We start from the raw sequence: 25,377 nt of genomic DNA on the forward strand, positions 1-25,377 counted from the left end.
CTACTCCTCATCGTTTCATATTAAGTTTGGATACAATGAGCCGAAAACAATAAATGAGGCTTAGTTAGGTGTAGGAAAACTCGCTCTATTCGGATCATGTGACGAATAGTTGAAAGTCAGCTTGATAGGGCGTTTATATCAAGCGTAGCCAACCAGCAGTTAACTGATAATCCGCATAATAATAAATATTCTATTCACCACCAGCTCACGGTTTTATCGGGACCCGCAGGCTAAGAACTTTGTAAAGGATGCGAAGACTTATGAAGAGTTTTTCCTTTAAGAACAAGATTATATCGCTAATTGTTGCCATCATTGCCATCACCATTTTTGTATCCTATCTCAGTGTTAACCACTTTATTAGTAGCTATATCTATCAGTCAGATACGGCCAGAATAGAGCACAATATTGAGTTGGTTAATAAAACTCTGCAGGGTGAGTTACAAGACAAGTTGAACCTTGCGAAAAGCCTCAAATTCAACATGATGGATATCGGTACGACGAAAGAATCGGCTGGTTTCTCTCATATCGTCCGCTTGGCAAGTAGCTATGCGTTTGATGATACTGGCAGAGTGCTAGAGCAAGATGAAACGCAAAAGTATATGACCCTTTCAGAAAGCCTAACGGCTGAGCCTACAGTGAGTGAAGTGATTGTTGTTGATGGTCAGCCAACACTTAATATCTCAATTAAACATCTGGACGGTTCATCGAACTTCTTCACTCTGAATCTGAGTGGTCTAAAACCAATTCTTGAGGCCTATTCGCTTTCAGGCAGTTATATGGAATTGATATCCGCGAATAGCATTACGATTTTCTCTGATAAGACGGGTGAAAACCTGATTCCAGTTGAACGTAAATTTGATCTTGGCGGTCAAACATGGACACTGAACGGTTATATTGACCTAGACAATATTCAAGCCAATACAGACAGTCTGAACTGGAAGATTACTTTGGCGTTACTTATTTGTGCAGTGATCATTATCGGTTTAAGTGTGACAATGCTGCACTTCGCGTTCCAACCTTTACTACGCCTAAAAGACCTAGTAGCTGGTCTTTCTCAGGGGAATGGTGATTTAACTCAGCGCTTGAGCGTGGCTTCTCAAGACGAAATTGGTCAGATTTCAACATCGATTAACCGTTTCATAGAACAGCTTCAGGGTATGTTCATCGAAGTATCTAACTCTTCATCGAAAATTGATACTGCGGTTAATCACTTAAGCAGCCAGTCTGAATCGAATATGCAGATGCTAAATGCGCATACCATTGAGACAGAGCAGGTCATTACTGCGATTGACGAAATGAGTGCTACAGCAGGATCTATTGCACAAAGTGCAGCTGATGCAGCTAAGTTGACTGAGCTAACCAACACTTACGCTGATGAGTCTAAACAGACGGTAAATCAAGCTGTACGAAGCGTAACAGCATTGGAAGCTGATGTGGCAGAGATGTCAAATACCATCAGTGCGATGAATCAAGATACTAAGCAAATAGGTACTGTGCTTCAGGTGATTGGTGATATAGCGGAGCAAACTAACTTACTTGCGCTGAACGCGGCAATTGAAGCGGCGCGTGCGGGTGAGCAAGGCAGAGGCTTTGCGGTTGTTGCGGACGAAGTTCGTGCATTGGCTGCTCGTACTCAACAAAGTACTGCACAAATCAATGAGATGCTTTTTAAGCTCAATAATACCTCTGAAAATGTGGTGAGCAAGATGGAAACTACTCGTAAGAGCTGTGAAGCAACATCACAAAGCACTCATAAAGTGATGGAGTCATTGAATACTGTAACCACATCTGTGGTTGAGATTAATGATTTGAATACACTTATGGCAACATCGGCTGAACAGCAAAGTCATGTAACGGAAGAAGTAAGCCGTAATATGGCGGCCATTCAGGCTCTGATAGGTCAGCTAAATAACAGTGCAACTGAGACGGATAACATCAGTAGAGAATTAGGTGGTACGTCTAGCGATCTATCACAGGTTGTTGGACAGTTCAAAGTTCATTAATAACTTGCTTTAAATGTCATGAAGAGCATCGTTTGGTGCTCTTTTTTTATTCACTTTTCAATACCATGTATAGGGTAGGTAATATGATTGTCAGTGTTGTACTGGTCATATTGAGTGAGTTGTTAACACTCGTTTAAATTGGTGACGAATCAGCTTAAAAGGAACCAATATGAAACGATACGGGACAACTTCACCATTACTTCTGCTAGGTGCATTAATGTCGACACACGCGCAGGCGTCTGGCTCACAAGTCGATATTGAATTAGGCTGTGTTACGGTAGCGAATAAAGATGTTTCTATTAAAACGGGCGACTGTAATACTAGAAGAGTCGAGACGGTCGAAAGAGTGAAAGTAGTAAAAGTGGTGGAAGAGGATCATTACTATGGTCATCCTGTGCATGGAAAACACCCGGGTAAAAAGAAAGGCCACAACAAAGAAACGTACATTTTAGTGCCAGTGGATAAACACAAACACTAGAGATTTAAGTAATACAACAAAAGGGATGCCCATGAGCATCCCTTTTGCTTTAAATAACTTTTGACAAATTAAACGTCATAAGTCGTTGACGCAGTGTCGCCGCCTGTACCAGTCCAGTTAGTGTGGAAGAACTCGCCACGTGCACGGTCTGTACGCTCATAAGTGTGAGCACCGAAGTAGTCACGCTGAGCTTGTAGTAGGTTCGCTGGTAGACGAGCAGTTGTGTAACCGTCTAGGAACGTTAGAGCAGAAGTCATACATGGCATTGGGATACCTGCTTCTAGTGATTTAGAAGCTACTTTACGCCATGCAACTAGGCTGCTTTGTAGAATGTTTTTGAAGTACTCATCAGAGCCAAGAAACGCAAGTTCTGGGTTCTTCTCGAATGCATCACGGATATTGCCTAGGAATGCAGAGCGGATGATACAACCACCACGCCACATCAGTGCTACGTTACCGTAGTTTAGATCCCAGCCATTCTCGTTTGATGCTTCGCGCATTAGCATGAAGCCTTGAGCGTAAGAGATGATCTTAGAAGCAAGTAGAGCTTGACGTAGTGCATCAACCCACTCTTGTTTGTCGCCTGCAACTGGAGTAATCACTTTACCGAACAATTTTTCAGCTTCAACACGTTGGTCTTTTAGTGCAGACAGACAACGAGAGAATACAGACTCAGAGATTAAAGTTAGAGGAATGCCTAGGTCTAGAGCGTTGATACCTGTCCATTTACCTGTACCTTTTTGGCCAGCAGTATCTAGGATTTTCTCAACAAGTGGCTCACCGTCTTCATCTTTGTAGCCAAGGATGTCAGCTGTGATTTCAACTAGGTAGCTGTTTAGCTCAGTCTTGTCCCAATCAGCAAATACAGCTTGCATCTCGTCTGCAGACATACCAAGACCGTCTTTCATGAACTGGTATGCTTCAGTGATTAGCTGCATGTCGCCGTATTCGATACCGTTGTGTACCATCTTGACGAAGTGACCAGCACCGTCGTTACCAACCCAGTCACAACATGGCTCGCCAGCATCAGTTTTTGCAGAGATACCTTGGAAAATAGGCTTAACTGCTTCCCAAGCTTCTGGTGCGCCGCCAGGCATGATTGAAGGTCCGAAACGAGCTCCTTCTTCACCGCCAGAAACACCAGTACCGATGAAGTGGATCCCTTTTTCACGCAGCGCTGCAACGCGGCGGTTAGTATCTGGGTAGTTAGTGTTACCGCCATCAATGATGATGTCGCCTTTGTCTAGAAGTGGTACTAGTTGGTCGATAAACGTATCAACAACTGAACCAGCACGGACCATCAGCATCACTTTACGCGGTGTTTCTAGTTTCTCTACTAGCTCTTCTAAAGTGTATGCACCAATGATGTTAGTGCCTTTAGCCGGACCTTCTAGGAACTCGTCAACTTTTGACGCAGTACGGTTGTGAGCAACAACTTTGAAGCCGTGGTCATTCATGTTAAGGATCAGGTTCTGACCCATAACTGCCAGGCCGATTACACCGATATCACCTTTCATCATTTGCTTTCTCCTTCACGCAATCTTTGTTGCTGCGTCTAAATCTAAATACCACTCTGTTTCACCAGTTTTAGACTGGATTTTCGCTGCTGGATAAGGCAGTTCAGCAGCTGGAGTAGTGTGAATTTCATGTACGATATCAATTTTGCCTGCACCAAGAACGAGGTAACTAATACGTTTCGCTGCTTCCAGAACTTTCGCTGTTTTTGACACTCGAAGTTGACCAGATTCTGGATGCGTAGCCACTACAGACAGGTTTTCATCTGCATAGTTGGTTACATTAGGAAATAGCGATGCTGTATGACCATCGGCGCCAACACCAAGCAGTATCCAATCAAAAACAGGGGTGCCGTTTTCGCATGGGATAACGTCTGCCATTTCTTTTGCAAAACGTTCAGCTTCTGCTTGTGGCTCATCTTCACCACGAATACGGTGGATGTTCTCTGCTGGAAGGTTTACTTGGCTAAACAGTAATGCGTTCGCTTCGCCGTAGTTGCTTTCTGCATCATCAGGGGCCACACAACGCTCGTCACCCCACCAGAAGTGTAGGTTTTGCCATTGAATCGCGTCTGCATAAGGAGCACTCGCCAGTAGCTTAAACAGCATTTTTGGTGTGCTACCGCCAGACAGTGAAATATGTACAGGCTTGCCGTGTTCACTGTAGCGCTGCATTTCATTCGCTAGTGATTCAACAACCTGCTCGGCTGTTTGAAAAATCTTTGAATTGATCATAGTTCGCAGTAATCCGTGTCTGTAAGGTTTTTGCATGGGAAACGCCATGCTCTTCCGTCATTAATGAGAAGGTTGTCCGACTCTTTTGGTCCCCAAGTACCACATGCGTACCCATATAGGGATTGAGGGTCTTGTTTGAAGTCCAGAATGGGTTGAACAAATTTCCAACAAGCTTCTACCGCATCGGTACGAGCAAACAGTGTTGCATCACCATTCAATGCATCCAGCAGCAAGCGCTCGTAAGCGGTTAGCATCTTCGTTTCTTCTAAAGATGCGTAGTGGAAATTCATGGAAACTTCTTTGGCTTTGAAACCTGCCCCCGGTTCTTTAAGGCCGAAGCTCATCAGGATGCCTTCATCTGGTTGAATGCGAATGATCAGCTTGTTCTCAGGCGCATTTTTACCAAATACAGGGTGAGGTGTGCGTTTAAAGTGAATAACCACTTCAGTTACACGTGTCGGTAAACGTTTACCACTGCGAACGTAGAAAGGAATACCGTTCCAACGCCAGTTATTGATAAACATTTTTAACGCTACATACGTTTCAGTACGAGAGTCTTCCGCTACACCAGGTTCGTTACGGTAGCCTGGAAGGAACTTACCGCGTACTTCTGATTCAGTGTATTGGCCAAGTACTAGGTTATTGCGTAGGTCTTCTTCAGACAGAGGCTGAAGGCTTTGCAGAACCTTGTTAACTTCGTTACGGATAGAATCCGCGTTGATTGCCGCTGGTGGCTCCATACCGATCATTGCTAATACTTGTAGCAAGTGGTTTTGGAACATGTCACGAACGGCACCAGAGCCGTCGTAGTAACCACCGCGCTCTTCTACACCTAGGAATTCAGCTCCTGTGATCTCAACGTAATCAATGAAGTTACGGTTCCAAAGTGGCTCAAACATACCGTTTGCAAAGCGGAACACGAGTAGGTTTTGAACAGTTTCTTTACCTAGGTAGTGATCGATACGGTAGATTTGGTGTTCTTTGAAATGGTGATGAATTTCGATATCCAGTTCTTGCGCTGATTTTAAATCGTAACCGAATGGTTTTTCGATGATCAGACGTTTCCAACCATCTTTTTCACTGTTTAAGCCGTGAGCAGCAAGGCAAGAAGGGATCACGCCATAAAGGCTAGGAGGGGTAGCAAGGTAGAACAGGGTGTTACGTTCTTCAAATGCGTATTGGTCTGAAAGTGCGTCTAAGCGATCCTTCAGTTTTACATAATCTTCGACATCCGACGTATTGATGGCTTGATAGTGAATATATTCACAAAAAGCATCAAGAATCTCTGGTTCGGTTTTCTCTAATTCTTGAAGCGAGCGTTTCAACTTTTCTCGGTAAGAGTCGTCACTGTATTCAGTACGACTTACGCCTAAGATTGCAAAGGATTTTGGCAGTTGGTTGCTTGCAAATAGGTGGTATAAAGCAGGAATCAACTTGCGGTAGGTTAAATCGCCCGAAGCACCAAAAATCACGATGCTGCTGTTTTCAGGTATTAACATCTTCTTTCCCTTAGAAACTAGGTGTGCCCAAAAAACAATAGAGTTATTTGGGAGCTATTTAGCAATGTGCTTACCCTAGCAGCGCAATGCACAAATAAGTAATTGGTTTTGTCTATTTTTGTCATTAGAAAAACCGAAACGCCCTTTGTACTCAATGTCATTATTTTACATTGGACATCGGGACATGGCTGATTTGGTATCAAGATGAAATAACCAAACCAACGTGAGCTCAGTATTGTCTACGACAATTTGACACACATCAACTATTGTTCGCGCAATCGATTAACTTTTGTTCGATCTGTAACCATAAATTCATTTTTAGCCGTTAATAGAGCCAAAATTTGTGACTCTTTTAACCAGATTAGAATTGTTGTTTCATATACGCTTTCACTGTTTTAATGTGCTGTTCCTTATCTATGTCACTGTGCTGAAATTTTTCTAAGAACATATCAGCATATTTCTGATACACGTCTTGCTCTAGGAAGAGCAGATAAAGCTTCGGATCGATATGACCGGAAGTTGCCATCTTGGTCATTATCGAAATTGATTCTTCAATGGTTTTGGCTTGTTTGTATGGTCGGTCATTGGACGTTAAGGCTTCAAATACATCGGCTATAGCCATAATTCGTGCCTGAACGGAAAGCTCTTCTTCGGCTAAGCCTCTCGGGTAGCCTTTACCATCCATTCGTTCATGGTGCCCACCAGCAATATCCGGTACATTTTTAAGATGTTCTGGATAGGGTAAGCGCTGCAACATAGTGATGGTTTGAACTATGTGATCGTTGATCATAAAGCGTTCTTCATTGTTTAAAGTGCCGCCGCGAATAGATAGGTTATAAAGTTCTCCTCGGTTATATTGATGCTCTCCCGGCTGAAGAACAAAAGGTTCTTGCCATGTGTCTTGAGGCTTGTTGTTGGCTTCCCATTTCACTTGGTGTACCTGTTTATCGGCGATGATATTTTCCATCACAGGTAAAGCTTGTTTTTCGCCAGCACGATGAGATTCAATCCAAGATATGCCCAACTGATCATCAATGGTGCGTTTCCATTGTTTTTGGGCTATAGATTCTAGGCGAGACACATCTTCATCCGACATATATTCACCGCCAATATTGCATTTAGCGATGAAGGCAAAATCGTCGTCTAGTGCTTGCTGTGTCTGTTCTAATGCTGCTTTGAGTTGACCTTTATCACCGCCTTCAACAATACCTTGCCAGTAGTCAGACTCAGCCTGAGTTTTCAGAACCTCAAAGCGCATACGGACTTCATGTATCCGGTCGTAAATGGTTTCTAGCTTAGTAGCCTTATCAACTACGTACTCAGGCGTTGTCACTTTACCGCAGTCATGTAACCAAGCCGCTAGATTCAGCTCCTCCCACTGAGGTTTGGTCATAGAAAAATTTCGATAGTAATGAGTGTCTTTGTCGACAGCTTCTGCCAATATTTTGGTAAGGACAGGAACTCTTTGACAGTGTCCGCCAGTATAAGGAGATTTAGTATCGATGGCGGATGCGATTAAGGTAACGAAAGCATTCAACATATCTTTTTGTTGTTGAATCTTATCAATATTGTCTTTGGCTATTTCAGCAAAGCTTAATAACTCTCGTAAGAAAGCATGCTTATCAGATTGCTCTGAGGTTATGGCTCGCTCATAGCCTAGATTCAGTAAACCGACCAACTGCTTTTGACGGTTAAGCAACGGGAAAAAATAGATGTCAGAGTTGTACAAATAATCCAGATGCTTACGCAAAATGTTGTCATTCCGTGTTAAATGAACGGTTTCTCCTTTGTTTAACTCTGCTAATAGCCAAGGCGTCGCATTTACTAAAGTGTTGAGATCGATCTTAAATGGAATGATGGCGTGGTCGGCTATATTGGTAAATACCTCTTTCTCTGGTGAATATGTGTAGAGCTGAATTGTCTCTGCCCGCGTTACTAAATAGCTCTGGTGAGTAATAGTTTTAGCAAGAACCCCGAAATCTTGGTTAGAAGCCGTGTCTCTCAGCAATCTCAATAAGTCATGTAATGTGTGTTCCATTAACTCTATGGATTTAGTGAGGTTAGCAACTTCCTTAATCATGCTTTTGGGATAACGCGTTTTTTTAAAATCAAAACGCGCTATGTTGTGAGTTAGCTCCATCAAGTTGACTAATGGTCTGGCAAGACGAGACGAAATAAACCATACAGCGCCAAAGCAGATCAACATCAGAGCAAAAGCTGCTTGCAGCTGCTTGTTTCGCATAGAGAGCAGGCTAGCGATCAGGTCATCTTGTGGTGTCGCATCGGCTAGCAGCAGATGAATTTCAGGGCTTAACGCGACAGGTGTCAGAGTTACAGACCAAGACTCACCATCTTGCTCTACGGTTTCATACAAAGTTGAACTGCTGATACGGTTGGCTACAGGGGTGAAAATACTGGTATTTAGCTTCTGCTGAGTTGCTTCTTCATCGTCGGTAAGACTTAAGGATGTATTGTGCTGCGCCAGTACTCTGAACTGATGGTCAAACAACGCAAGCTTAGCATTTTGTGAATAGCCAATAATTGATAACTCTTTTGACAGCGAATCGAGTGTAAAGTCAGCACCCACTACCTTTTTGCCATCAGATGAACGACGTGCCAGTGTGACACCCGGAGTCTGGAATAGATAAAATACATAGGGTTCGGTTAGACGAATAACATCGTCGTTTTCGGCAGAGGTATACCAAGGGCGTGTACGCGGGTCGAAATGGTTACTCTCTTGCTTAACATTGCCAACTTGAGCAAGGTCCTCATCGAAGAATATGTATTCGTTCGTACCATCCACTTTGGTGAAGTTGATAAACAGTCGAGCTGTTTCAGGTGCTTTAACGCGTTCTCTGGATAGTGAATCAAACAGTGGACGAATGATCGTGAAATCTCCCTCTTCGTTGCCGAAATAGAGTGCGACCAGACTGGTTTGACGTTCGAATAGCAATCTCATGGAAGAAAGCCAACGAGCCTGTTCCGAAGGGGGTTCGTTTTCATCGATAAAACTACTGTATGCCATAAAATCCAAAGTGGATAGGATAGGGGCAATGCTTTTTTGAAATATGGATTCTAGTTTACGGCTATTTTCTTGGCTTAATTCTTGAGCGCTACCACTCAGTAATTGTTGTGCATGTTGTGAGCTGATGCCAATAAGCACTGCCCCTACGATGGCCGTTAAAATAAGAAATAGAGTACTAATGTGAATACTGAGTGGGTAGCGGCGCTTCATGCAGAATCCCTTCAACAAATGTTAGTTTAAGTATTGTCTAACTTAGAAAAGTTGCAAAAAATTATCTGTTGAAAATTTCACAAAATCATTAACTTATTGACCATTCTGTCTGTAATAGCATTGTTTTTCTCTCTTATTCTAACGATAGGAGAGAAAGCCGATGGTATCCATCAATCGCTGCTCATCCATTTTTACTTATGCGGTACGGTTGTAGTTCATAGAGGTGCTGATAAACTGCGTATATCGCGATGTCAGGAATGAAAAAATGAAATTTGAAGTAGACACCCACACCCACACTTACGCAAGCGGCCATGCATACAGTACTTTGATCGAAAATGCCAAATCGGCAAATCAAAACAACCTTACCATGTTCTGTATGACAGACCACGCAGAGACTATGCCTGGTGCACCACATTACTGGTTCTTTGCTAACCAACGTGTGATCCCTCGTTTCCTTGAAGGTGTGGCGATTATTCGCGGTATTGAGTCCAACATCATGAATGTTGCTGGTGAGGTAGATATTCATCCGACACTCGATGAAAAACTGGATTGGGTGATTGCCAGTTTCCATGAAGCGGTTTTCAGACCTTCGAGCAAAGAAGATCACACTCAAGCTCTTATCAATGTGATTAAGAGTGGTCGCGTAGATGCCTTGGGTCACTTAGGTAATCCAAATTATGATTTTGATTTTGAAACAGTGATAACCTGTGCGGTTGAACATAACGTTGCTATTGAAATTAATAACAGCACGCTTAAAGGTCACAGCAGAGTAGGAAGTGTTGAACGGTGCTACCAAATCGCTGAAGTGGCAAAACGATTAGGTGCTTGGATAACCACCGGTAGTGACGCGCATTTTTGTGAAGATGTGGGTGTGCTGACCAAAGCAGAAGAACTTCTTAACAATGTTGGTGTTGATTCCAAGCAAGTAATTACTCATAGTGCACAACAGTTCTTGAGCTTTTTGGCACTTCGCGGAAGAGAGCCGATTGAAGAGTTTTCGAACTGGTATTAATAACAAAAATTATTCTGGCTTGCGGTTAACGCAAGACGAACACGGAAGAGAAAGTAAATGAAGAAACTATTAACGCTTGGCCTAGGGTTGTTGCTCTCAACTCAACTGTTTGCTGCTGACTTCGACCTAAAAGCGACCATGAAGCAGATGAAGCAGGCATTCAAACAAGCTGCACAGGCTGAAACAATTGAGGATATGCAGCAACCTATCATTGATTTAAATGAGCTGGTGGAACAAGCCAAGTTAGGTGACTATCCGCCAGAGAAAAAAAACATTTATCTTGAAGGTTTTAATAAGCTGACAGTGACGCTAGAGAAGATTGAATCAGAGCTTCAAGCAGGAAAGTTGGAAGAGGCTAAAGCCTCGTTGAAAAACATCGATAGTCTGCGTGAAGAGTACCATGACAAACGTAATCCAAGTATTTGGGATCGTATATTTGGTTAATCTTTAAAGAACTGACACCACAGTAATTATTTAAGGCAGCCGATGGCTGCCTTTTTTGTTGTATAGAGAAAACCCCCAGCTAGGCTGGGGGTTCCGTAAAGCTTACAGCTATAAATCAGTTATATAACCCCTTTCAATTTGATAAAAACGTCTTGTGGTCTGGCAACTACAAGAGTTAATTAAGAATTGAAAGGGGGTCCCAATGGGGGACGAAAAGAGCTTAGCGCACACGCGCTGGAACTGTAAATACCACATAGTCTTTGCACCGAAATATAGAAGACAAGTGTTCTACGGAGAAAAACGTAGAGCAATAGGTGAAATATTGAGGAAACTATGTGAATGGAAAAATGTGAACATTCTTGAAGCGGAATGTTGCGTGGATCATATCCACATGCTTTTAGAAATACCGCCCAAAATGAGTGTTTCAGCGTTTATGGGGTATTTGAAAGGTAAAAGTAGCCTAATGCTTTATGAACGATTCGGGGATTTGAAGTTTAAATATCGGAATCGTGAGTTTTGGTGCCGAGGTTATTATGTAGATACGGTAGGTAAGAATACGAGCAAGATACAGAATTACATAAAGCACCAACTAGAGCAGGATAAAATGGGAGAGCAATTGTCGATCCCGTATTCAGGTAGCCCGTTTGCGGGCCGCAGGAAATAGTCATATGCAAATGTCAGATCACTACGCGCCTGCTAGGGCGCTGCCAGTAGGAGAGCCTTATAGGCGCATATGAAAAACCACCGGCTATGCCGGTGGATACTTTTTTTTCGAAAGACTTCCAACACTCGTAGTTCTATATATTTGCCTCAACATCTGAAACTCAGTCGCTCTATACCAAGTGGCATGTTGTAAATGATAGTTATTATCGATGTTATTTCTCAATGTGACTGGTATAGTACGCGCCCATAAAATGAATACTTCCAATAATAAAAGTCACAAGTGGTCAGTAGACCTAAGCCTTCATGCACTCATTAGGAGTGTGCAACAGTAAAAAGGAAAGCTCATGTTGAGACACTCAACACCTCCTCAGCCCAAAGCGACTTCACGGGCGAAATCACTCTATTTTATGACTTGGCGCTGGCATTTTTACGCTGGTCTGTTTGTTATCCCATTTATTCTAATTTTGTCGCTGACAGGATTGGTGATGTTGTTTGATGACGAGATTGAACAAGCTCGCTATCAAGAGCTACTGATGGTGACGCCACAACATCATGAATTAGCTGTCTCCGCTCAAGTTGCAGCTGTTCAGCAGCGATTTCCAGATTATGCCATTACTCAGTTTATCCATGCGCAGGCTGATAACGTTGCCAATAAGGTATCCATTCGTTCTCCAGAGGGCGTCAATCTTTTCGCAACGGTAGATCCCTACACCGGACAAGTACTTGGCACCATCGATAGAAGCGAAAGCTGGTACTCATTGGCTAACGGCATTCACGCCACACTGTTGATTGGCGATTTGGGGGATTACTTAATCGAAATTGCAGCAAGTTTGGGCGTGCTGTTACTGGTGACGGGCTTGTACTTGTGGTGGCCGAGAGATAATGCATCGAAAGCGGGATTCTTGAAGTTAAGGGCGAGCCAAGGTGTGCGGATTTTTATGCGCGATTTACATGCAAACCTTGGCGGTGTGTTATCGATTGTTTTGCTGTTTTTCCTGATCTCAGGTCTCTCGTGGACAGGGATTTGGGGTAAAACATTGGTTCAAGCTTGGAACACATTTCCGACTTACTATACGTGGGGAGAACAGCCCGAATCGGCATTGACACATGCGAGTCTTAACCATGGTAATGAAGAAGAGATGCCGTGGAACTTAGAGCTTGCACCAATGCCAGAGTCCAATGCTGCGCATGATCATTCTGCAATGGATATGGCAATGCCCGAGATGTCCCATGGTTCAATCAGTGTTGACAAGATTGTAGCTAAAGCAGAAGAGCTTGGTTTCACACAATACCGTATCTATTTCCCGAATGGAGATAAGGGCGTTTACACGGTGGCTGCTAACACCATGGCTGGTGATATTACTGACCCGAGAAATGATCGTACTTCCCATTTCGACCAGTACTCCGGTAAGTTACTTGTGGACGTCACTTGGGCGGATTACAACTTGTATGCTAAAGCAATGGCAGCGGGCGTTTCTTTGCATCAAGGCGATCTCAGTTCTCTCAATAAAGGGTTAAACGTGTTCTTTTGTATCGCTTTTATCGCGATATCTATTACCGGTGTTGTGATGTGGTGGATTCGTCGACCTTCAGGAAAAGCAGCGTTAGGTGTGCCACCTCGTTTCGCAACCAATGGCATTTGGAAAGCAGGTTTAGTAACTCTGATTGCTTTAGCGATTCTCTTCCCACTAGGAGGCGTTACCATCATTGCAACCTTGATTCTTGATTGGTTGCTGTTTAGTCGAGTTGAGAAGTTACGTTTAGCACTGCGTTAAGCCGCTAAACCCAAAAACTAAACAATAAAAAAGGTCAGAGTGTTCTGACCTTTTTACTTTTTAAAAGCGTTTTTTACAGCATGACAAGGCTGGCTGTACCTAAGAATGCAAAGAATCCAACCACATCAGTAACCGTGGTCAAAATTACCGAACCCGCTAGCGCAGGGTCTAATTCAAATTTGTCGAGAATAATCGGAATCAGCACGCCGAAAAACGCCGCAGTGACGATGTTTACCACAATCGCCAATGCGATGGTTCCACCAATAAGCGGTGACTGGAACCATAACGCCGCGATGGCGCCGATGATCAACGCCCATAGCAATCCGTTAATAGAGCCGATTCCTATTTCATTTTTCAGTAATGCGAGACGGTTACCGACAGTGATCTGATTGAGCGCCATTGCTCGAACCATCAATGTCAGTGTTTGACTGCCCGCAATACCACCCATCGAAGCAACGATAGGCATCAATACCGCTAACGCCACCACTTCGGAGATAACATTTTCAAACATACCGATAGTGATTGAAGCTAATATCGCGGTGACTAAGTTTATGCCTAACCAAACCCCACGACGCTTAGAACTTCGCACTATAGGAGCGAAAAGGTCATCGCCTTCGTCCATACCGGTACCCGCCATCAAGCGAGCTTCGTAAATTTCCCGTTGCGTGCCCAGTGCAAACTGCCAGTTGATAATCCCAACTAAGGTACCATCATTATTGACGACCGGTACCATAGGAAGCGTTGCATGTTCTAGCATTTCAACACCTTCAGATAACGTCAAATGAGCGTTAATAAGCGTAATGTCTTCCAATACTAATGTCTTAACGCGTTCCGTTGTTTCAGCCAACAAAATGTCACTGTAAGCAACTACACCGATGAGCTTTTTCTTTTTGTTGATCAGATAAATGTATTGAGGCGACTCGTAGTGATATTTCTCCAGTAACATCTTTGCACGAGCAACGGTGATGCTAAAAGGTAGGGTATACACTTTACGATCAGCCCAGTGACCGATTTCGTCATCAGCAAACTCGTTTGCTTGGTCATAGAGTTCCAGTTCGTCGCGACTGATTAAACGCAGTGCTTCCGTGACAATCTCATCGGGAAGAGAGTCTTCCCATTCGATAAGAGATAAGTTGTCCAGCTTCGCAAGTGTTAGTTTTAACTCTATTTCTGAAAGACTTTTAATAACCGAAATACGTACGTCCGCACGCATCTCAGTTAACACGTCAATATGCATTTCCAGTGGCAAGCTTCGCCACATTCTGACACGTTGCTCGACAGGGAAGGCTTCGAGAATAAGAGCAACAGAGCCTGAATCTAAAACGTTTTCAACCAATTCACTTAAAAGGCTAATTTGCTGCTGGTCATCATCTGCTTTTGCCAGCATTTCAATGTGTTGTGCTAAGTCTTGATATTCGCTCAACGTGTAACTCCGATTAGCCAAGGTTGTAAAGAGTATTTTAATACCGTGATGGTGTTGACAACGTATGGTTTTGACGTGCTCTCAAATTATAGATACGTCTGCATATGCCGCCGTGTTCCTAGCGTGGTTAACTTATCATATTCTTTTTATGAGCATGGCTATTTTTGGAGTCCGTTCGGTATAAATTTATGTGTAAGTGCTTAAAAAATGGGCTTCTATGTAAAATTAGTACACTTGACTAACAATAGTGTTTCAATTTTAACGCTGTTAAGTGAAATGAATGTTTTCCGAGCCTAACGCGATCAGTAAGTCTTCTGGCGGTATTTCAGCAGAATTCATCATGCGGGAAACGCGTTGCAGCGAAGAAAGAATTTGCGTTTGTTCCCACTGATCTAACGCTTGAAATTGTTCAATGAAATCATCTTGTAGCAACTGTGGAGCTTGTTGCAAAATACGCTCACCTTGTTGGGTGATGACCGCGTGAACTTTCCTCTTGTCTTTCGTATCTCGCTCTCTTTGGATGAATCCTCGTTTCTCTAGCCGATCAAGAATGCTGGTGGCCGTCGCCTGACTCATATTGCTGATATGGGAAAGTTGGCTCAGCGTAAATTTGGGAGAAGCCTGAATGGTTCTCATCAATAACAGCTGCGGACTGGTTAAACCGAAGTTCTTGTTCAACTGCTTGGAGTGTAAGTCTATAGCACGAACGATTTGTCGGATGCTGACTAAGACTTCATCGTGGGTATTCAAATAAACCTCCTATTGTCGCAGTTGTTAAAAAGGGCAGCTAACTGCACTGCTGCCCTTAACAGTATCGGTAATTACATCGCCGCTTTTTTAGCGGTTTCTATCCATGAATCAAACAACTTCTGATTAGCCTTAATCCAACCATTGGCATGGGCTTCAATGTCTTTTGCTGAATTGTGACCTTGACTCATCATCATGTTTTCGGCGCTGACATCATTGATGTTGAGCTTCATGATTTCAAACAATTTCGCAGCAGCAGGGTTTGCTTCAGCAAACTTTTTGTTCGCCACAATTTTCATTGAATTCATTTCAAAGCCATAGTTTTTACCGTTTGGTAAAGCCGTATCTACATTCAAGCGTTCACCCGGTAGTGAAGAGAATGGAACTTCAAGCCAAACAACATCTTTGCCAGGTACCAAGACACCACTTACCCAGTATGGTGTCCATGTGTAATACAAAATGGACTCTCCTTTTTTGTAGCGGGAGATAGTGTCAGCAATAATTGCCGCATAGTTACCTTGGTTATGAGTAATTGTGTCACGCAAACCAAACGCATCCATCTGGTGTTCAATAACGCCTTCACAGCCCCAACCGGGATTACAGCCGGTTAAATCAGCTTTGCCATCGTCATTGGCATCAAATAGCTTGGCAATTTTAGGGTCCTTGAGTTGCTCGATATTGGTAATGTTATATTGCTCTGCGGTCTTTTTATCGATCAGATAACCTTGAGCAGCACCCGAGATATAGTTGCCTTTACGGTAGAACTTATCGTACCCGCCAGAGGCTTCGAATTTATCATCATGTAAGGGTTGCCAGTTAACCGCTAAATAGGTGGCATCACCTTCAGCAATTGAAGTGTAGCCGACGTTGTAGTCCACTTCTTTGGATGGCTTGACGTCGTAACCCAACGCTTCCATTGCTTTGTTAACGATTAACGTTTGGAATGTTTCTTCCGCGACTGTTGATTGTACTGGTTGGACTGAAATGCCTTCACCTGGCAAAGATGCGGCATATGCGGATGCGCCCACTATAGAGCTCATAGCTATGCTGCTGGATAATAAAGTCTTCCATGTCAATTTCATTTCTGTTCTCCTAGTTTTTTATTTCCTTCGGTATGGGTCAGTTTCTGTTTAATGCGATATACAAAAGAGGCTGGGCCTTTTTGATACCAGTGAGTTCGTGATTTGCGACTTTCGCTGCCAATTTTCTGTGTGATGCGGTCAAGAAGGATGGCAAGGATAACAATGCCCAATCCTCCCACTGCCGCGAGTCCCATATCTAAACGCCCAATGCCACGAAGTACCATCTGACCTAGTCCTCCCACCGCAATCATTGAAGCAATCACCACCATCGACAGCGACAACATCAGTGTTTGGTTAATACCAGCCATTATGGTTGGCATAGCAAGCGGTAACTGGATTCGATACAGCATTTGTTTCGGGCTAGCACCAAAGGCGTGTCCAGCTTCGATGAGTTCATCGGGCACCTGCTGAATACCCAGTATGGTCAAACGAACAATCGGCGGCAGGGCGAAAATAATGGTCACGACAACACCCGGTACATTACCGATGCCAAACAACATCACAATCGGTACTAAATAAACGAATGCAGGGGTTGTCTGCATGGCGTCCAACATCGGACGAATGATTTTTGCGGCAGTATTACTTCGTGCCAGCCATATTCCCAATGGCAAACCGATTAACAGACAGAAGAAGACTGACGTTAATACCAACGCAAGTGTGACCATCGCTTCGTCCCATGCACCGATAAAGCCGATAGCCAGCAGTGACAACAAAGAGCTGATACCTAAACGTGGACCGGCAAACTGCCACGCTAGTAAAAAGAGTATGAGCAGCATAAACGGCGCCGGTGTTGAAACGAGTGCCCCTTCAAATGAACTCAAAATGAAGTCAATCGGTACTCTGATGGCTTGAAAAATGGGGCGACCATGTGTCACAAGCCAGTTAAGCGCTGTTTCTACCCAGTGATCGAATGGGATAACGGCGTCTTTGAATGGGTGTAACCAGTCAAATGATTCGGGTTGTACTTGGGCGGTGTTCAACCACTCACTTGTTGAAGATGTTGCATTGCTCGCAGTGGACCAAGGGTCGCTGTTTGCAGCATCATTTGCGGTTTGTGCTGCTGAACTCCATGGATCTGCAGATTGTGGAGCGCTAGAAACGTTTTCTGTAGCCATGTTATTCCCTGTCTAAAGTTTGAAGTAAGCGAGATTTGGTAATGACACCAAAATACTGTCCTTGATCATCGACGACTGGCACGGCATACGGCACTTCAGCCACTTGGCTGATGAGATCTCCGACGGAAACATCGGGATGTATCGTAATGGTGTCAGCGAGAAGGGCGCTGCTCAGTGAGCGCTGTTCTTTTTTTGCTTCATTTAAACTGTTGATTGAAACAATGCCGCTATATTTATTGGCTCTATCAACGACGATGCCGAAGTCGCGATCGTTGTCCATCAGCAGTTGCAAAGCAGCAGCAGGACCTTCGTTGTCGTGCTTCTTGAAAACAGCAGCTGGTTTTTTACGAGCAATATCTTTAGCGCTAAATACCGATGCAACATTGACACCTCGAAAGAAGGAACTGACATAGTCGTTTGCTGGGTTATGCAGAATTTCATCAGGCGAGCCTACTTGCACTACGATGCCGTCTTGCATAATGGCAATACGATCACCGATACGCATGGCTTCATCTAAATCGTGTGAGATAAAGACAATGGTTCGCTTATCGTCGTTTTGCAGACGAATCAGCTCATCTTGCATTTCAGCTCTTATCAATGGGTCTAAAGCTGAAAAGGCTTCATCCATCAATAGAATATCTGGGTCATTGGCTAGAGCGCGAGCAAGACCCACTCGTTGCTTCATCCCTCCAGAGAGCTCGTCAGGGTATGAGTTGCAATAAGTATCCAATCCAACACGTTCCAGCGCATTTTTTGCACTCTCGTGTCGAATTGATTTGTCAATACCTGCTAATTCAAGCCCGAATGCAGTATTTTCTAGCACTGTCATATGCGGCATGAGAGCGAAATTTTGAAAAACCATCGAGATGTTTTGACGACGAACTAATCGCAATTCTTGCTCTGAGATATTTGCAATGTCTTTGTTTTTGATGAACACATTGCCTTTGGTTGGTTCAATTAATCTGTTGAGCAACCTTACTAAAGTGGATTTTCCAGAGCCGGACAAGCCCATAATGACGAAGATTTCACCTTCGTTAACGTTAAGGGAAACGTCTTTGACGCCAACAGTGAGACCAGTTTGTTCAAAAATTTGATCTTTCGTTAACCCTTTTTCTATCAGAGAGAACGCTTCATCTGGTGAGTCGCCAAATACTTTGTAGAGGTTTCTTACCTCCAGCATGGTAGACATGATTTTCATCCTTGTTACTTAACTATTTAGGCGTAAATATCGAAATATTTATTAGTACACTAATTATTACTTTGGTGAATATCAAGGGTGTGAATGGTTTTGTGTAAGTGTTTTTAATTCATATATCTGTTATTAAAGGGGAAAATAAAGTAATTATTTTTTAAATATGATTTGAGTAGAAATGTTTTGTATGGAAATTATCTGGCCGTAAAGGTAGAGTGTAACAGTTAGAAATTGAGTGAGTTTCGACCGAAAGAGAAGGCTGGTTTTAGATCAGGAAATATTGAAATTGGAGACTTTTGAAACAACAAATTTGCGTTTTTTTTACTAACATTTATCAGGTGTGTAGAAACAATAAAAGTTTGTCTTAACGACAAATTATTATGATTAGACACACCCCCTAATTTGTCCGATAAAGCGCGTGACATTTAGGGTGTCAGGTGTGGCTCTCGAAGCCACTTCATTCTCTCTTAGTGTGTGAGATTAAATGTGGAACAATCATCTAAATTAGATCGCGTACGTGCTGATTATAACGTTCATTATTGGAGCCAAGGTTTCTTCGGAATAGATAACCATGGTGAAGTCTATGTGTCACCAAGGAAAGATGGCCAATATCAAACGCAATTGAGTTCAATTGTGAGTCAGCTAGAAACACGCGGTTTGAATTTACCGGTGCTTGTTCGTTTTCCTCAAATCCTGCATCAACGTGTTCACAACATTTGTGACGCATTCAATCAGGCAATTGAAGAATACGATTACCCAAACAAATACCTGCTGGTTTACCCAATCAAGGTTAACCAACAGCGTGAAGTTGTTGATGAAATTCTAGCGAGCCAAGCTCAGTTAGAGACTAAACAACTGGGTTTGGAAGCGGGCAGTAAGCCAGAATTATTAGCAGTACTTGCAATGGCGCAACAAGCAAGTTCTGTCATTGTTTGTAACGGTTATAAAGACCGTGAGTACATGCGTCTTGCGCTGATCGGCGAAAAGCTTGGTCACAAAGTATTTATCGTATTAGAAAAGCTTTCTGAGCTTGATTTAGTACTGAAAGAAGCAAAAAGCTTAGGTGTTAAACCTCGCTTAGGTATCCGTATTCGTCTTGCATCACAAGGTGCGGGTAAATGGCAATCAAGTGGCGGTGAAAAATCTAAGTTCGGTTTGGCAGCAGCACAGGTGCTGTCTGTTATTGAACGTTTGAAAGCAGAAGATCAGCTTGATGCGCTACAACTTGTGCATTTCCACTTAGGTTCGCAAATGGCGAACATTCGCGACGTGCGTAACGGTGTAAACGAGTCGGCTCGTTTCTACTGTGAACTTCGTGAATTGGGTGCAGGCATTCAGTACTTTGACGTGGGTGGTGGTTTGGCTGTCGACTACGACGGTACTCGTAGCCAGTCTTCCAACTCAATGAACTATGGTTTGGCTGAGTATGCTCGCAACATCGTGAGCACTGTGAGTGATGTATGTAACTTATACAATCAACCAAAGCCAACCATTATTTCGGAATCAGGTCGTTCGGTGACTGCGCACCACGCCGTTCTAATTACCAACGTAATTGGTACGGAAGGTTACTCGCCAGAGGCGATTGTTGAACCAGAAGCGGATGCACCAACGCTACTACAGAACATGTGGCGTAGTTGGGAAACGTTGAATGATGATACTGATGCGCGTGCGTTGATCGAAATTTATAACGATACGCAAAGTGATCTCAATGAAGCACATACGCTGTTCTCAACAGGCGTAATTAATCTGCAACACCGTGCTTGGGTAGAACAGCTTTCTCTACGTATTTATCATGAACTACGCATGAAAATGAGTGCGAAAAACCGTTTCCACCGTCCGATTTTGGACCAGTTGCAAGATCGCTTGGCGGACAAGTTCTTCGTCAACTTCTCACTGTTCCAATCGTTACCAGATGCATGGGGTATCGATCAGGTATTCCCAGTTCTGCCTCTGTCTAACTTGCAGAATGTGGAAGACCGTCGTGCAGTTATGTTGGATATTACTTGTGACTCAGACGGTGCGGTTGAGCAGTACGTTGAAGGTCAGGGTATTGAAACAACGCTGCCAGTACCAGCGTGGTCAAAAGATACGTCTTACCTAATGGGCTTTTTCCTAGTGGGAGCATACCAAGAGATCCTTGGTGATATGCATAACCTGTTTGGTGATACTCATAGTGCTGTAGTGAACATTACAGACGAAGGCGAATCACAAATCACTTTCATCAACGAAGGTGACACGGTTGAAGATATGATGCGTTACGTGCATATCGACGTAGACGCAATTAGAGCTAATTACCGCCAGTTGGTGTCTCAGCGTGTTGCTGACCACGAGCAGCAAGAAGTATTAGCTGAATTAGAGCATGGTTTAAATGGTTACACCTATTTGGAGGATTTTTAAATGAATGATTTGTTTACTAAAACGGATTATTCATTGTATTCAAATGCAATGACGTTCCTTCGCCAGCCGTACCAGAGAGATCCGCTAGAATCGGATGCTGATGTTGTGGTGTTAGGCGTGCCTTTGGATATGGCGACTTCTGGTCGACCTGGTGCTCGTATGGGACCAGACGCGATTCGTCGCGCCTCAGTTAACTTAGCGTGGGAAGGCAAAAAATTCCCATGGGATTTTAATCTATTCAAACGTATTAAGTTAGTGGATGCTGGTGACTTAGTATTTGACTGTGGTGATGCGGAAGACTTCACCTACCGCCTAGAAGCGGCGACCAGTGAAATTCTAAAAAGTGGCAAAACTATGTTGGCATTGGGTGGTGATCACTTCATCACTCTGCCAATCCTACGTGCTTATGCGAAACACTACGGTGAAATGGCGTTGATCCACTTTGATGCCCACACTGATACTTATGCTAATGGCAGTTCGTATGACCACGGCACTATGTTCTATCATGCGCCGAAAGAGGGGCTGATCTCTGCTCGTCACTCAGTTCAAGTGGGTATCCGCACTGAGTACAAACAGGAAGGTCACGGCTTCAATGTTATCAACGCGATGCAAGCGAACGATATGTCTGCGGACGAAATCGTAGAGCAAATTCGTGGAATCGTTGGCGACAAGCCAGTGTACCTAACATTCGATATTGACTGTTTAGACCCAGCATTCGCACCGGGTACAGGTACACCAGTATGCGGCGGTTTAACTTCAGACAAAATTCTGAAGATTATCCGCGCACTGAAAGGTATTAACCTGATCGGTATGGATGTGGTAGAAGTGTCTCCACCGTACGACCAAAGTGATCTGACTTCACTTGCTGGTGCGACAATTGCGCTAGAGCTACTTTACGTTTGGGCTTCAAATCCAGAGCGTGAATAAATCTAGTTCAGTGGAGTAGCTAAATGTACTTACATTTCTATAGTTACTCATATAGCTAAAAGTACTCCGTTAGCTAAAGCACCAGCAAAAACTACTGAGGCCGAGGGATGTGATTCTCTCGGCTTTTTTATTTGGCGCGTCTCTTTAGAGATCATTCAACAGGGAGATACAGACTCTGTTTTGGCGTATCTATCACTACGTTAGTTAAAACGCGGCGAATCTGGGGGAACTGCTCCATAATGTGCTCAATTAATCCATCGTAACTTTTGGCGTTTTCAGCGCAAATCACCAACATTAAATCAACGCTACCCGTGACGTAAAATACTTGCTGTATTGAGGGCTGGGTATCTGCCCAACGTTTGAATTTATTGATAACACTGTAATTGTCTCTACCAATTTCAATGCCGGCGATAAACGTCATTGGTTGCGTAGAAAGTTCGGAATTGATGATCGCCACTTCCGATTGGATAGAACCTTCTTCTCTTAAACGCTTTATCCTTCTTTGCACTGCTGATGCAGACAAACCGACTTGTTCAGCAATGACCTCACTCGCCATACGGCAGTTACTTTGCATCAATTCTAGAATTTTCTTATCGAAACTATCCAGAGTGGTTTCACCCATGGTCTTCCTCTTGTCGTTATTCCGCGTTAGTGCAATTTAAATGCGGCATTTCTTCCACGTGGAGGCAAGAATAGCGGATTTTACTCACTAATTGGAATCGACAATTAAAGAATTCGTACGGGTTAGAGCCCCAAACTGCTACTAGCCAAAAATTGTTTATGGCTAATGACAACGACTGGATTAAAAAAATGCATAAAGATGATATCGAATTTGGACTGTCCTCTGAGAGATACGCTCCGGAGACTCTCGCTGTACATGCCGCTATTCTCCCTGATCCTCAAACCAGAGCTATTGCACCTAACATTGTCATGTCAGTTAATCACAGCTTCTTACCTAATGAAGGCGCTTTTTCGGCGCAGGGTTTGGAAGACATTTCAGAGTCACCATTTTTATATGCTGGATGGACAAATCCTACGGTTCGATTACTCGAAGAACGTTTAGCTATTTTGGAGCACGCGGAAGATGGACTAGCGACAGCGAGTGGCATGGCTGCAATAACTGCGGTATTTATGTCTCTTTTAAAGGCGGGAGATCATCTGGTTATCAGTGACGTTTGCTATGCCGCTGTGTATGAGTTCGCGACTCAGATCTTGCCCCAATTTGGAATTGAGGTCTCAACTGTTGATACGTCATGCATCAATAATGTGCAAAAAGTCTTACATGAAAGCACTAAATTGGTGCACGTAGAGACGCCATGCAATCCTCTATTAAGACTCACTAATATAAAAGAGCTGTCTGAATTGCTTAAACAACGTGGAATTTTACTCAGTGCGGATTCGACGTTTTCAACACCGGTTATAACGCGACCACTTGATCTTGGGGCAGATTTAGTTATTCATTCTTTGACCAAATTCATCAACGGTCATGGAGATGTTCTAGGTGGATGTGTACTTGGCTCCAAAGCCTTAATTAGCAAGCTTAGAAGCGTTGCTGGCGTCTATTTTGGTGCATCGTTAAGTGCGCAGAGCGCATGGCTAATTATGCGCGGAATGGAGACTATTTATCCACGTATGAAAACCTTGTGTGAGTCGGCTTATACCATCGCAAACTGGTTAGAAAATCATCCAAAAGTGCTAAGAGTTTTATACCCCGGTCTTGAGTCTCACCAACAATTTTCGCTGGCAAAACGGCAAATGGCATTTTTTGGCGGCATTATTGCATTCCAAGTAGAGGACATCGAACTGATTGAGCAACGCTTTGCACATGAATCGAAGATGTTTTATTACGCTTATTCGATAGGACATCAGCGCAGTTTGGCGGTGGTGTTGAAAACTGACGATTTGGACAAGTCTACTTACCGATTTAGCCCAGAACAAAAAGCGAACTTCTGCCGTGATGCAGGTAAAGGCGTGGTTCGGCTTTCTATCGGTCTTGAGTCTCCGGTCGATTTGATTCGGGACTTGAGTCACCTTCTTAGGTGAAAAATGAATACCTATAGCACATTGTTGGTTTTAAATTCGGAAGGTTATTGAAATGTTACTAGATTGTGTTGCATTATCTTGTGGTTTTTGATGTCAGTTCGCGTTTGCGTGACACAAAATACAACATCGTATTTGTCATTGGACGAACAGAAAAATAACAAAATTTTTTATAAGGGATATTATGAAAAAATTTATTAAATCTTCAGCAGCTGGACTTGTATTTGCTTGCTCTCTACTTGGTGCTAATCAAGCGATGGCAAAGTCTGACCTAGAAGGTGTTCTTAGCTCAGGTGAGCTAAAAGTATGTTTTGATGCTGGCTACATGCCTTTCGAAATGAAAACTAAAGATGGCCGTTTCATTGGTTTTGATATCGATTTAGGTAAGCACATGGCGCGTTCTATGGGTGTTAAATTCACTCCAGTGAACACAGCTTGGGATGGTATTATCCCTGCGCTACAAACTAACAAGTGCGACATCATCATGGGTGGTATGACTATCACTTCTGAGCGTAACTTGAAAGTTAACTTTGCTGACCCGTACATCATCATCGGTCAGTCTATGATCATCTCTCCAGCGCTTGAAGGTAAAGTTAAGAGCTATGCTGACCTGAATGATCCTAAGTACACAATTTCTACTAAGCTTGGCACGACGGGTGTGGAAGCTGCGAAGAAACACCTTTTCAACGCAAAAGTTGACCTTTACGACACAGAAGTGGATGCCGTTCTACAAGTTGTTAACGGTAAAGCTGACGCGTTTGTTTATGACTTCCCATACAACGCTATCTACGCTGCACAAAACAAAGGCAAAGTTGCACACCTAGGCGAACCGTTCACTTACGAGCCTCTAGGTTGGGCAATTCGTCAGGATGATGCTAACTTCCTAAACTTCTTGAACAACTACCTACGTCAAATTAAAGGCGACGGTACTTACGATCGTATGTACGACAAGTGGTTCAAGTCTGACGACTGGTTGAAAGACGTTCAATAATTCACGTTTTAAACTTGAGTTTGCTAACACTGCTTAAGTGATAGTGAATCAAAACTCTAGTCAACTGGGCAGCGAGAGTTGCCCAGTTCATTAAAAAGAATAAAG

Annotated in this window: 20 protein-coding genes; 10 read left to right on the forward strand and 10 right to left on the reverse strand. The window is 43.4% G+C overall.

Annotation, left to right across the window (positions count from 1 at the left end):
- Window positions 1-260 precede the first annotated feature (260 nt).
- Window positions 261-2,003 (forward strand): methyl-accepting chemotaxis protein, encoded by a 1,743-nt coding sequence (locus tag G5S32_RS18995; protein ID WP_165313720.1) that lies wholly within the window; start codon window positions 261-263, stop codon window positions 2,001-2,003.
- 169 nt (window positions 2,004-2,172) lie between these two features.
- Complete coding sequence (locus tag G5S32_RS19000; protein WP_165313721.1) at window positions 2,173-2,481, forward strand: hypothetical protein; 309 nt, start codon at window positions 2,173-2,175, stop codon at window positions 2,479-2,481.
- A 68-nt stretch (window positions 2,482-2,549) separates the two neighbouring features.
- Here G5S32_RS19000 and gnd read toward each other — a convergent pair whose 3' ends face one another.
- The 4 genes from gnd to G5S32_RS19020 all read right to left on the reverse strand — a co-directional run bounded on the left by gnd (window position 2,550) and on the right by G5S32_RS19020 (window position 9,464).
- Window positions 2,550-3,998, reverse strand: a complete 1,449-nt coding sequence (gnd, locus tag G5S32_RS19005; RefSeq protein ID WP_165314204.1) for a decarboxylating NADP(+)-dependent phosphogluconate dehydrogenase — start codon at window positions 3,996-3,998, stop codon at window positions 2,550-2,552.
- Window positions 3,999-4,013: 15 nt separating this feature from the next.
- Window positions 4,014-4,730 (reverse strand): 6-phosphogluconolactonase, encoded by a 717-nt coding sequence (pgl, locus tag G5S32_RS19010; protein ID WP_165313722.1) that lies wholly within the window; start codon window positions 4,728-4,730, stop codon window positions 4,014-4,016.
- Window positions 4,727-6,229: a glucose-6-phosphate dehydrogenase gene (gene zwf / locus G5S32_RS19015; protein ID WP_165313723.1), complete on the reverse strand. Its 1,503-nt coding sequence runs from the start codon at window positions 6,227-6,229 to the stop codon at window positions 4,727-4,729. Before zwf ends, pgl begins: the two co-directional genes overlap by 4 nt.
- Before the next feature lie 361 nt (window positions 6,230-6,590).
- The gene (locus G5S32_RS19020; RefSeq protein WP_165313724.1) at window positions 6,591-9,464 is read right to left on the reverse strand and encodes an HD domain-containing phosphohydrolase; all 2,874 of its coding nucleotides are present in this window, start codon (window positions 9,462-9,464) and stop codon (window positions 6,591-6,593) included.
- 265 nt (window positions 9,465-9,729) lie between these two features.
- Here G5S32_RS19020 and G5S32_RS19025 point away from each other — a divergent pair, with 265 nt between their 5' ends.
- From G5S32_RS19025 to G5S32_RS19040, 4 genes are all read left to right on the forward strand, one after another.
- Complete coding sequence (locus G5S32_RS19025; RefSeq protein ID WP_165313725.1) at window positions 9,730-10,476, forward strand: phosphatase; 747 nt, start codon at window positions 9,730-9,732, stop codon at window positions 10,474-10,476.
- A 57-nt stretch (window positions 10,477-10,533) separates the two neighbouring features.
- A complete protein-coding gene (locus tag G5S32_RS19030; RefSeq protein ID WP_165313726.1) occupies window positions 10,534-10,920 on the forward strand; it encodes a cytochrome b562 in 387 nt (128 codons plus the stop codon).
- A 202-nt stretch (window positions 10,921-11,122) separates the two neighbouring features.
- Window positions 11,123-11,584, forward strand: a complete 462-nt coding sequence (gene tnpA, locus G5S32_RS19035; protein WP_165313727.1) for an IS200/IS605 family transposase — start codon at window positions 11,123-11,125, stop codon at window positions 11,582-11,584.
- Window positions 11,585-11,927: 343 nt separating this feature from the next.
- Window positions 11,928-13,358, forward strand: coding sequence for a PepSY-associated TM helix domain-containing protein (locus tag G5S32_RS19040; protein WP_165313728.1), 1,431 nt, complete (start codon window positions 11,928-11,930; stop codon window positions 13,356-13,358).
- 73 nt (window positions 13,359-13,431) lie between these two features.
- Here the strand turns inward: G5S32_RS19040 and G5S32_RS19045 are convergent, their stop codons facing one another.
- The 5 genes from G5S32_RS19045 to proV all read right to left on the reverse strand — a co-directional run bounded on the left by G5S32_RS19045 (window position 13,432) and on the right by proV (window position 18,914).
- Entirely contained in the window at window positions 13,432-14,781 is a 1,350-nt protein-coding gene (locus tag G5S32_RS19045) for a magnesium transporter (protein ID WP_165313729.1), read from the reverse strand.
- A gap of 267 nt (window positions 14,782-15,048) precedes the next feature.
- Window positions 15,049-15,531, reverse strand: a complete 483-nt coding sequence (locus G5S32_RS19050) for a MarR family winged helix-turn-helix transcriptional regulator (RefSeq protein ID WP_165313730.1) — start codon at window positions 15,529-15,531, stop codon at window positions 15,049-15,051.
- A 71-nt stretch (window positions 15,532-15,602) separates the two neighbouring features.
- Window positions 15,603-16,610 (reverse strand): glycine betaine/L-proline ABC transporter substrate-binding protein ProX, encoded by a 1,008-nt coding sequence (gene proX, locus G5S32_RS19055; RefSeq protein ID WP_165313731.1) that lies wholly within the window; start codon window positions 16,608-16,610, stop codon window positions 15,603-15,605.
- Window positions 16,607-17,725: a glycine betaine/L-proline ABC transporter permease ProW gene (proW, locus tag G5S32_RS19060; RefSeq protein WP_165313732.1), complete on the reverse strand. Its 1,119-nt coding sequence runs from the start codon at window positions 17,723-17,725 to the stop codon at window positions 16,607-16,609. Before proW ends, proX begins: the two co-directional genes overlap by 4 nt.
- 1 nt (window position 17,726) lies before the next feature.
- Window positions 17,727-18,914: a glycine betaine/L-proline ABC transporter ATP-binding protein ProV gene (gene proV / locus G5S32_RS19065; RefSeq protein ID WP_165313733.1), complete on the reverse strand. Its 1,188-nt coding sequence runs from the start codon at window positions 18,912-18,914 to the stop codon at window positions 17,727-17,729.
- A gap of 489 nt (window positions 18,915-19,403) precedes the next feature.
- Here proV and speA point away from each other — a divergent pair, with 489 nt between their 5' ends.
- Entirely contained in the window at window positions 19,404-21,314 is a 1,911-nt protein-coding gene (gene speA, locus G5S32_RS19070) for an arginine decarboxylase (protein WP_165313734.1), read from the forward strand.
- Window positions 21,315-22,241 (forward strand): agmatinase, encoded by a 927-nt coding sequence (speB, locus tag G5S32_RS19075; protein ID WP_165313735.1) that lies wholly within the window; start codon window positions 21,315-21,317, stop codon window positions 22,239-22,241.
- 151 nt (window positions 22,242-22,392) lie between these two features.
- Here speB and G5S32_RS19080 read toward each other — a convergent pair whose 3' ends face one another.
- Window positions 22,393-22,863 (reverse strand): Lrp/AsnC family transcriptional regulator, encoded by a 471-nt coding sequence (locus G5S32_RS19080; protein WP_165313736.1) that lies wholly within the window; start codon window positions 22,861-22,863, stop codon window positions 22,393-22,395.
- A 188-nt stretch (window positions 22,864-23,051) separates the two neighbouring features.
- Here G5S32_RS19080 and G5S32_RS19085 point away from each other — a divergent pair, with 188 nt between their 5' ends.
- Window positions 23,052-24,284: a trans-sulfuration enzyme family protein gene (locus G5S32_RS19085; protein WP_165313737.1), complete on the forward strand. Its 1,233-nt coding sequence runs from the start codon at window positions 23,052-23,054 to the stop codon at window positions 24,282-24,284.
- 181 nt (window positions 24,285-24,465) lie between these two features.
- Window positions 24,466-25,272, forward strand: a complete 807-nt coding sequence (locus G5S32_RS19090; protein ID WP_165313738.1) for a transporter substrate-binding domain-containing protein — start codon at window positions 24,466-24,468, stop codon at window positions 25,270-25,272.
- The last annotated feature ends 105 nt before the right edge of the window (window positions 25,273-25,377 follow it).

Source organism: Vibrio ziniensis (genome assembly GCF_011064285.1).
In the GTDB taxonomy this organism is placed as follows: Bacteria; Pseudomonadota; Gammaproteobacteria; order Enterobacterales; family Vibrionaceae; genus Vibrio; species Vibrio ziniensis.

Excerpts from the sequence above, each read along its gene's own strand:
- G5S32_RS18995 (WP_165313720.1), top strand. The coding sequence starts at position 261 with ATGAAGAGTTTTTCCTTTAAGAACAAGATTATATCGCTAATTGTTGCC.
- G5S32_RS19000 (WP_165313721.1), top strand. The coding sequence starts at position 2,173 with ATGAAACGATACGGGACAACTTCACCATTACTTCTGCTAGGTGCATTA.
- gnd (WP_165314204.1), bottom strand. The coding sequence starts at position 3,998 with ATGAAAGGTGATATCGGTGTAATCGGCCTGGCAGTTATGGGTCAGAAC.
- pgl (WP_165313722.1), bottom strand. The coding sequence starts at position 4,730 with ATGATCAATTCAAAGATTTTTCAAACAGCCGAGCAGGTTGTTGAATCA.
- zwf (WP_165313723.1), bottom strand. The coding sequence starts at position 6,229 with ATGTTAATACCTGAAAACAGCAGCATCGTGATTTTTGGTGCTTCGGGC.
- G5S32_RS19020 (WP_165313724.1), bottom strand. The coding sequence starts at position 9,464 with ATGAAGCGCCGCTACCCACTCAGTATTCACATTAGTACTCTATTTCTT.
- G5S32_RS19025 (WP_165313725.1), top strand. The coding sequence starts at position 9,730 with ATGAAATTTGAAGTAGACACCCACACCCACACTTACGCAAGCGGCCAT.
- G5S32_RS19030 (WP_165313726.1), top strand. The coding sequence starts at position 10,534 with ATGAAGAAACTATTAACGCTTGGCCTAGGGTTGTTGCTCTCAACTCAA.
- tnpA (WP_165313727.1), top strand. The coding sequence starts at position 11,123 with ATGGGGGACGAAAAGAGCTTAGCGCACACGCGCTGGAACTGTAAATAC.
- G5S32_RS19040 (WP_165313728.1), top strand. The coding sequence starts at position 11,928 with ATGTTGAGACACTCAACACCTCCTCAGCCCAAAGCGACTTCACGGGCG.
- proX (WP_165313731.1), bottom strand. The coding sequence starts at position 16,610 with ATGAAATTGACATGGAAGACTTTATTATCCAGCAGCATAGCTATGAGC.
- proW (WP_165313732.1), bottom strand. The coding sequence starts at position 17,725 with ATGGCTACAGAAAACGTTTCTAGCGCTCCACAATCTGCAGATCCATGG.
- proV (WP_165313733.1), bottom strand. The coding sequence starts at position 18,914 with ATGTCTACCATGCTGGAGGTAAGAAACCTCTACAAAGTATTTGGCGAC.
- speB (WP_165313735.1), top strand. The coding sequence starts at position 21,315 with ATGAATGATTTGTTTACTAAAACGGATTATTCATTGTATTCAAATGCA.
- G5S32_RS19080 (WP_165313736.1), bottom strand. The coding sequence starts at position 22,863 with ATGGGTGAAACCACTCTGGATAGTTTCGATAAGAAAATTCTAGAATTG.
- G5S32_RS19085 (WP_165313737.1), top strand. The coding sequence starts at position 23,052 with ATGCATAAAGATGATATCGAATTTGGACTGTCCTCTGAGAGATACGCT.
- G5S32_RS19090 (WP_165313738.1), top strand. The coding sequence starts at position 24,466 with ATGAAAAAATTTATTAAATCTTCAGCAGCTGGACTTGTATTTGCTTGC.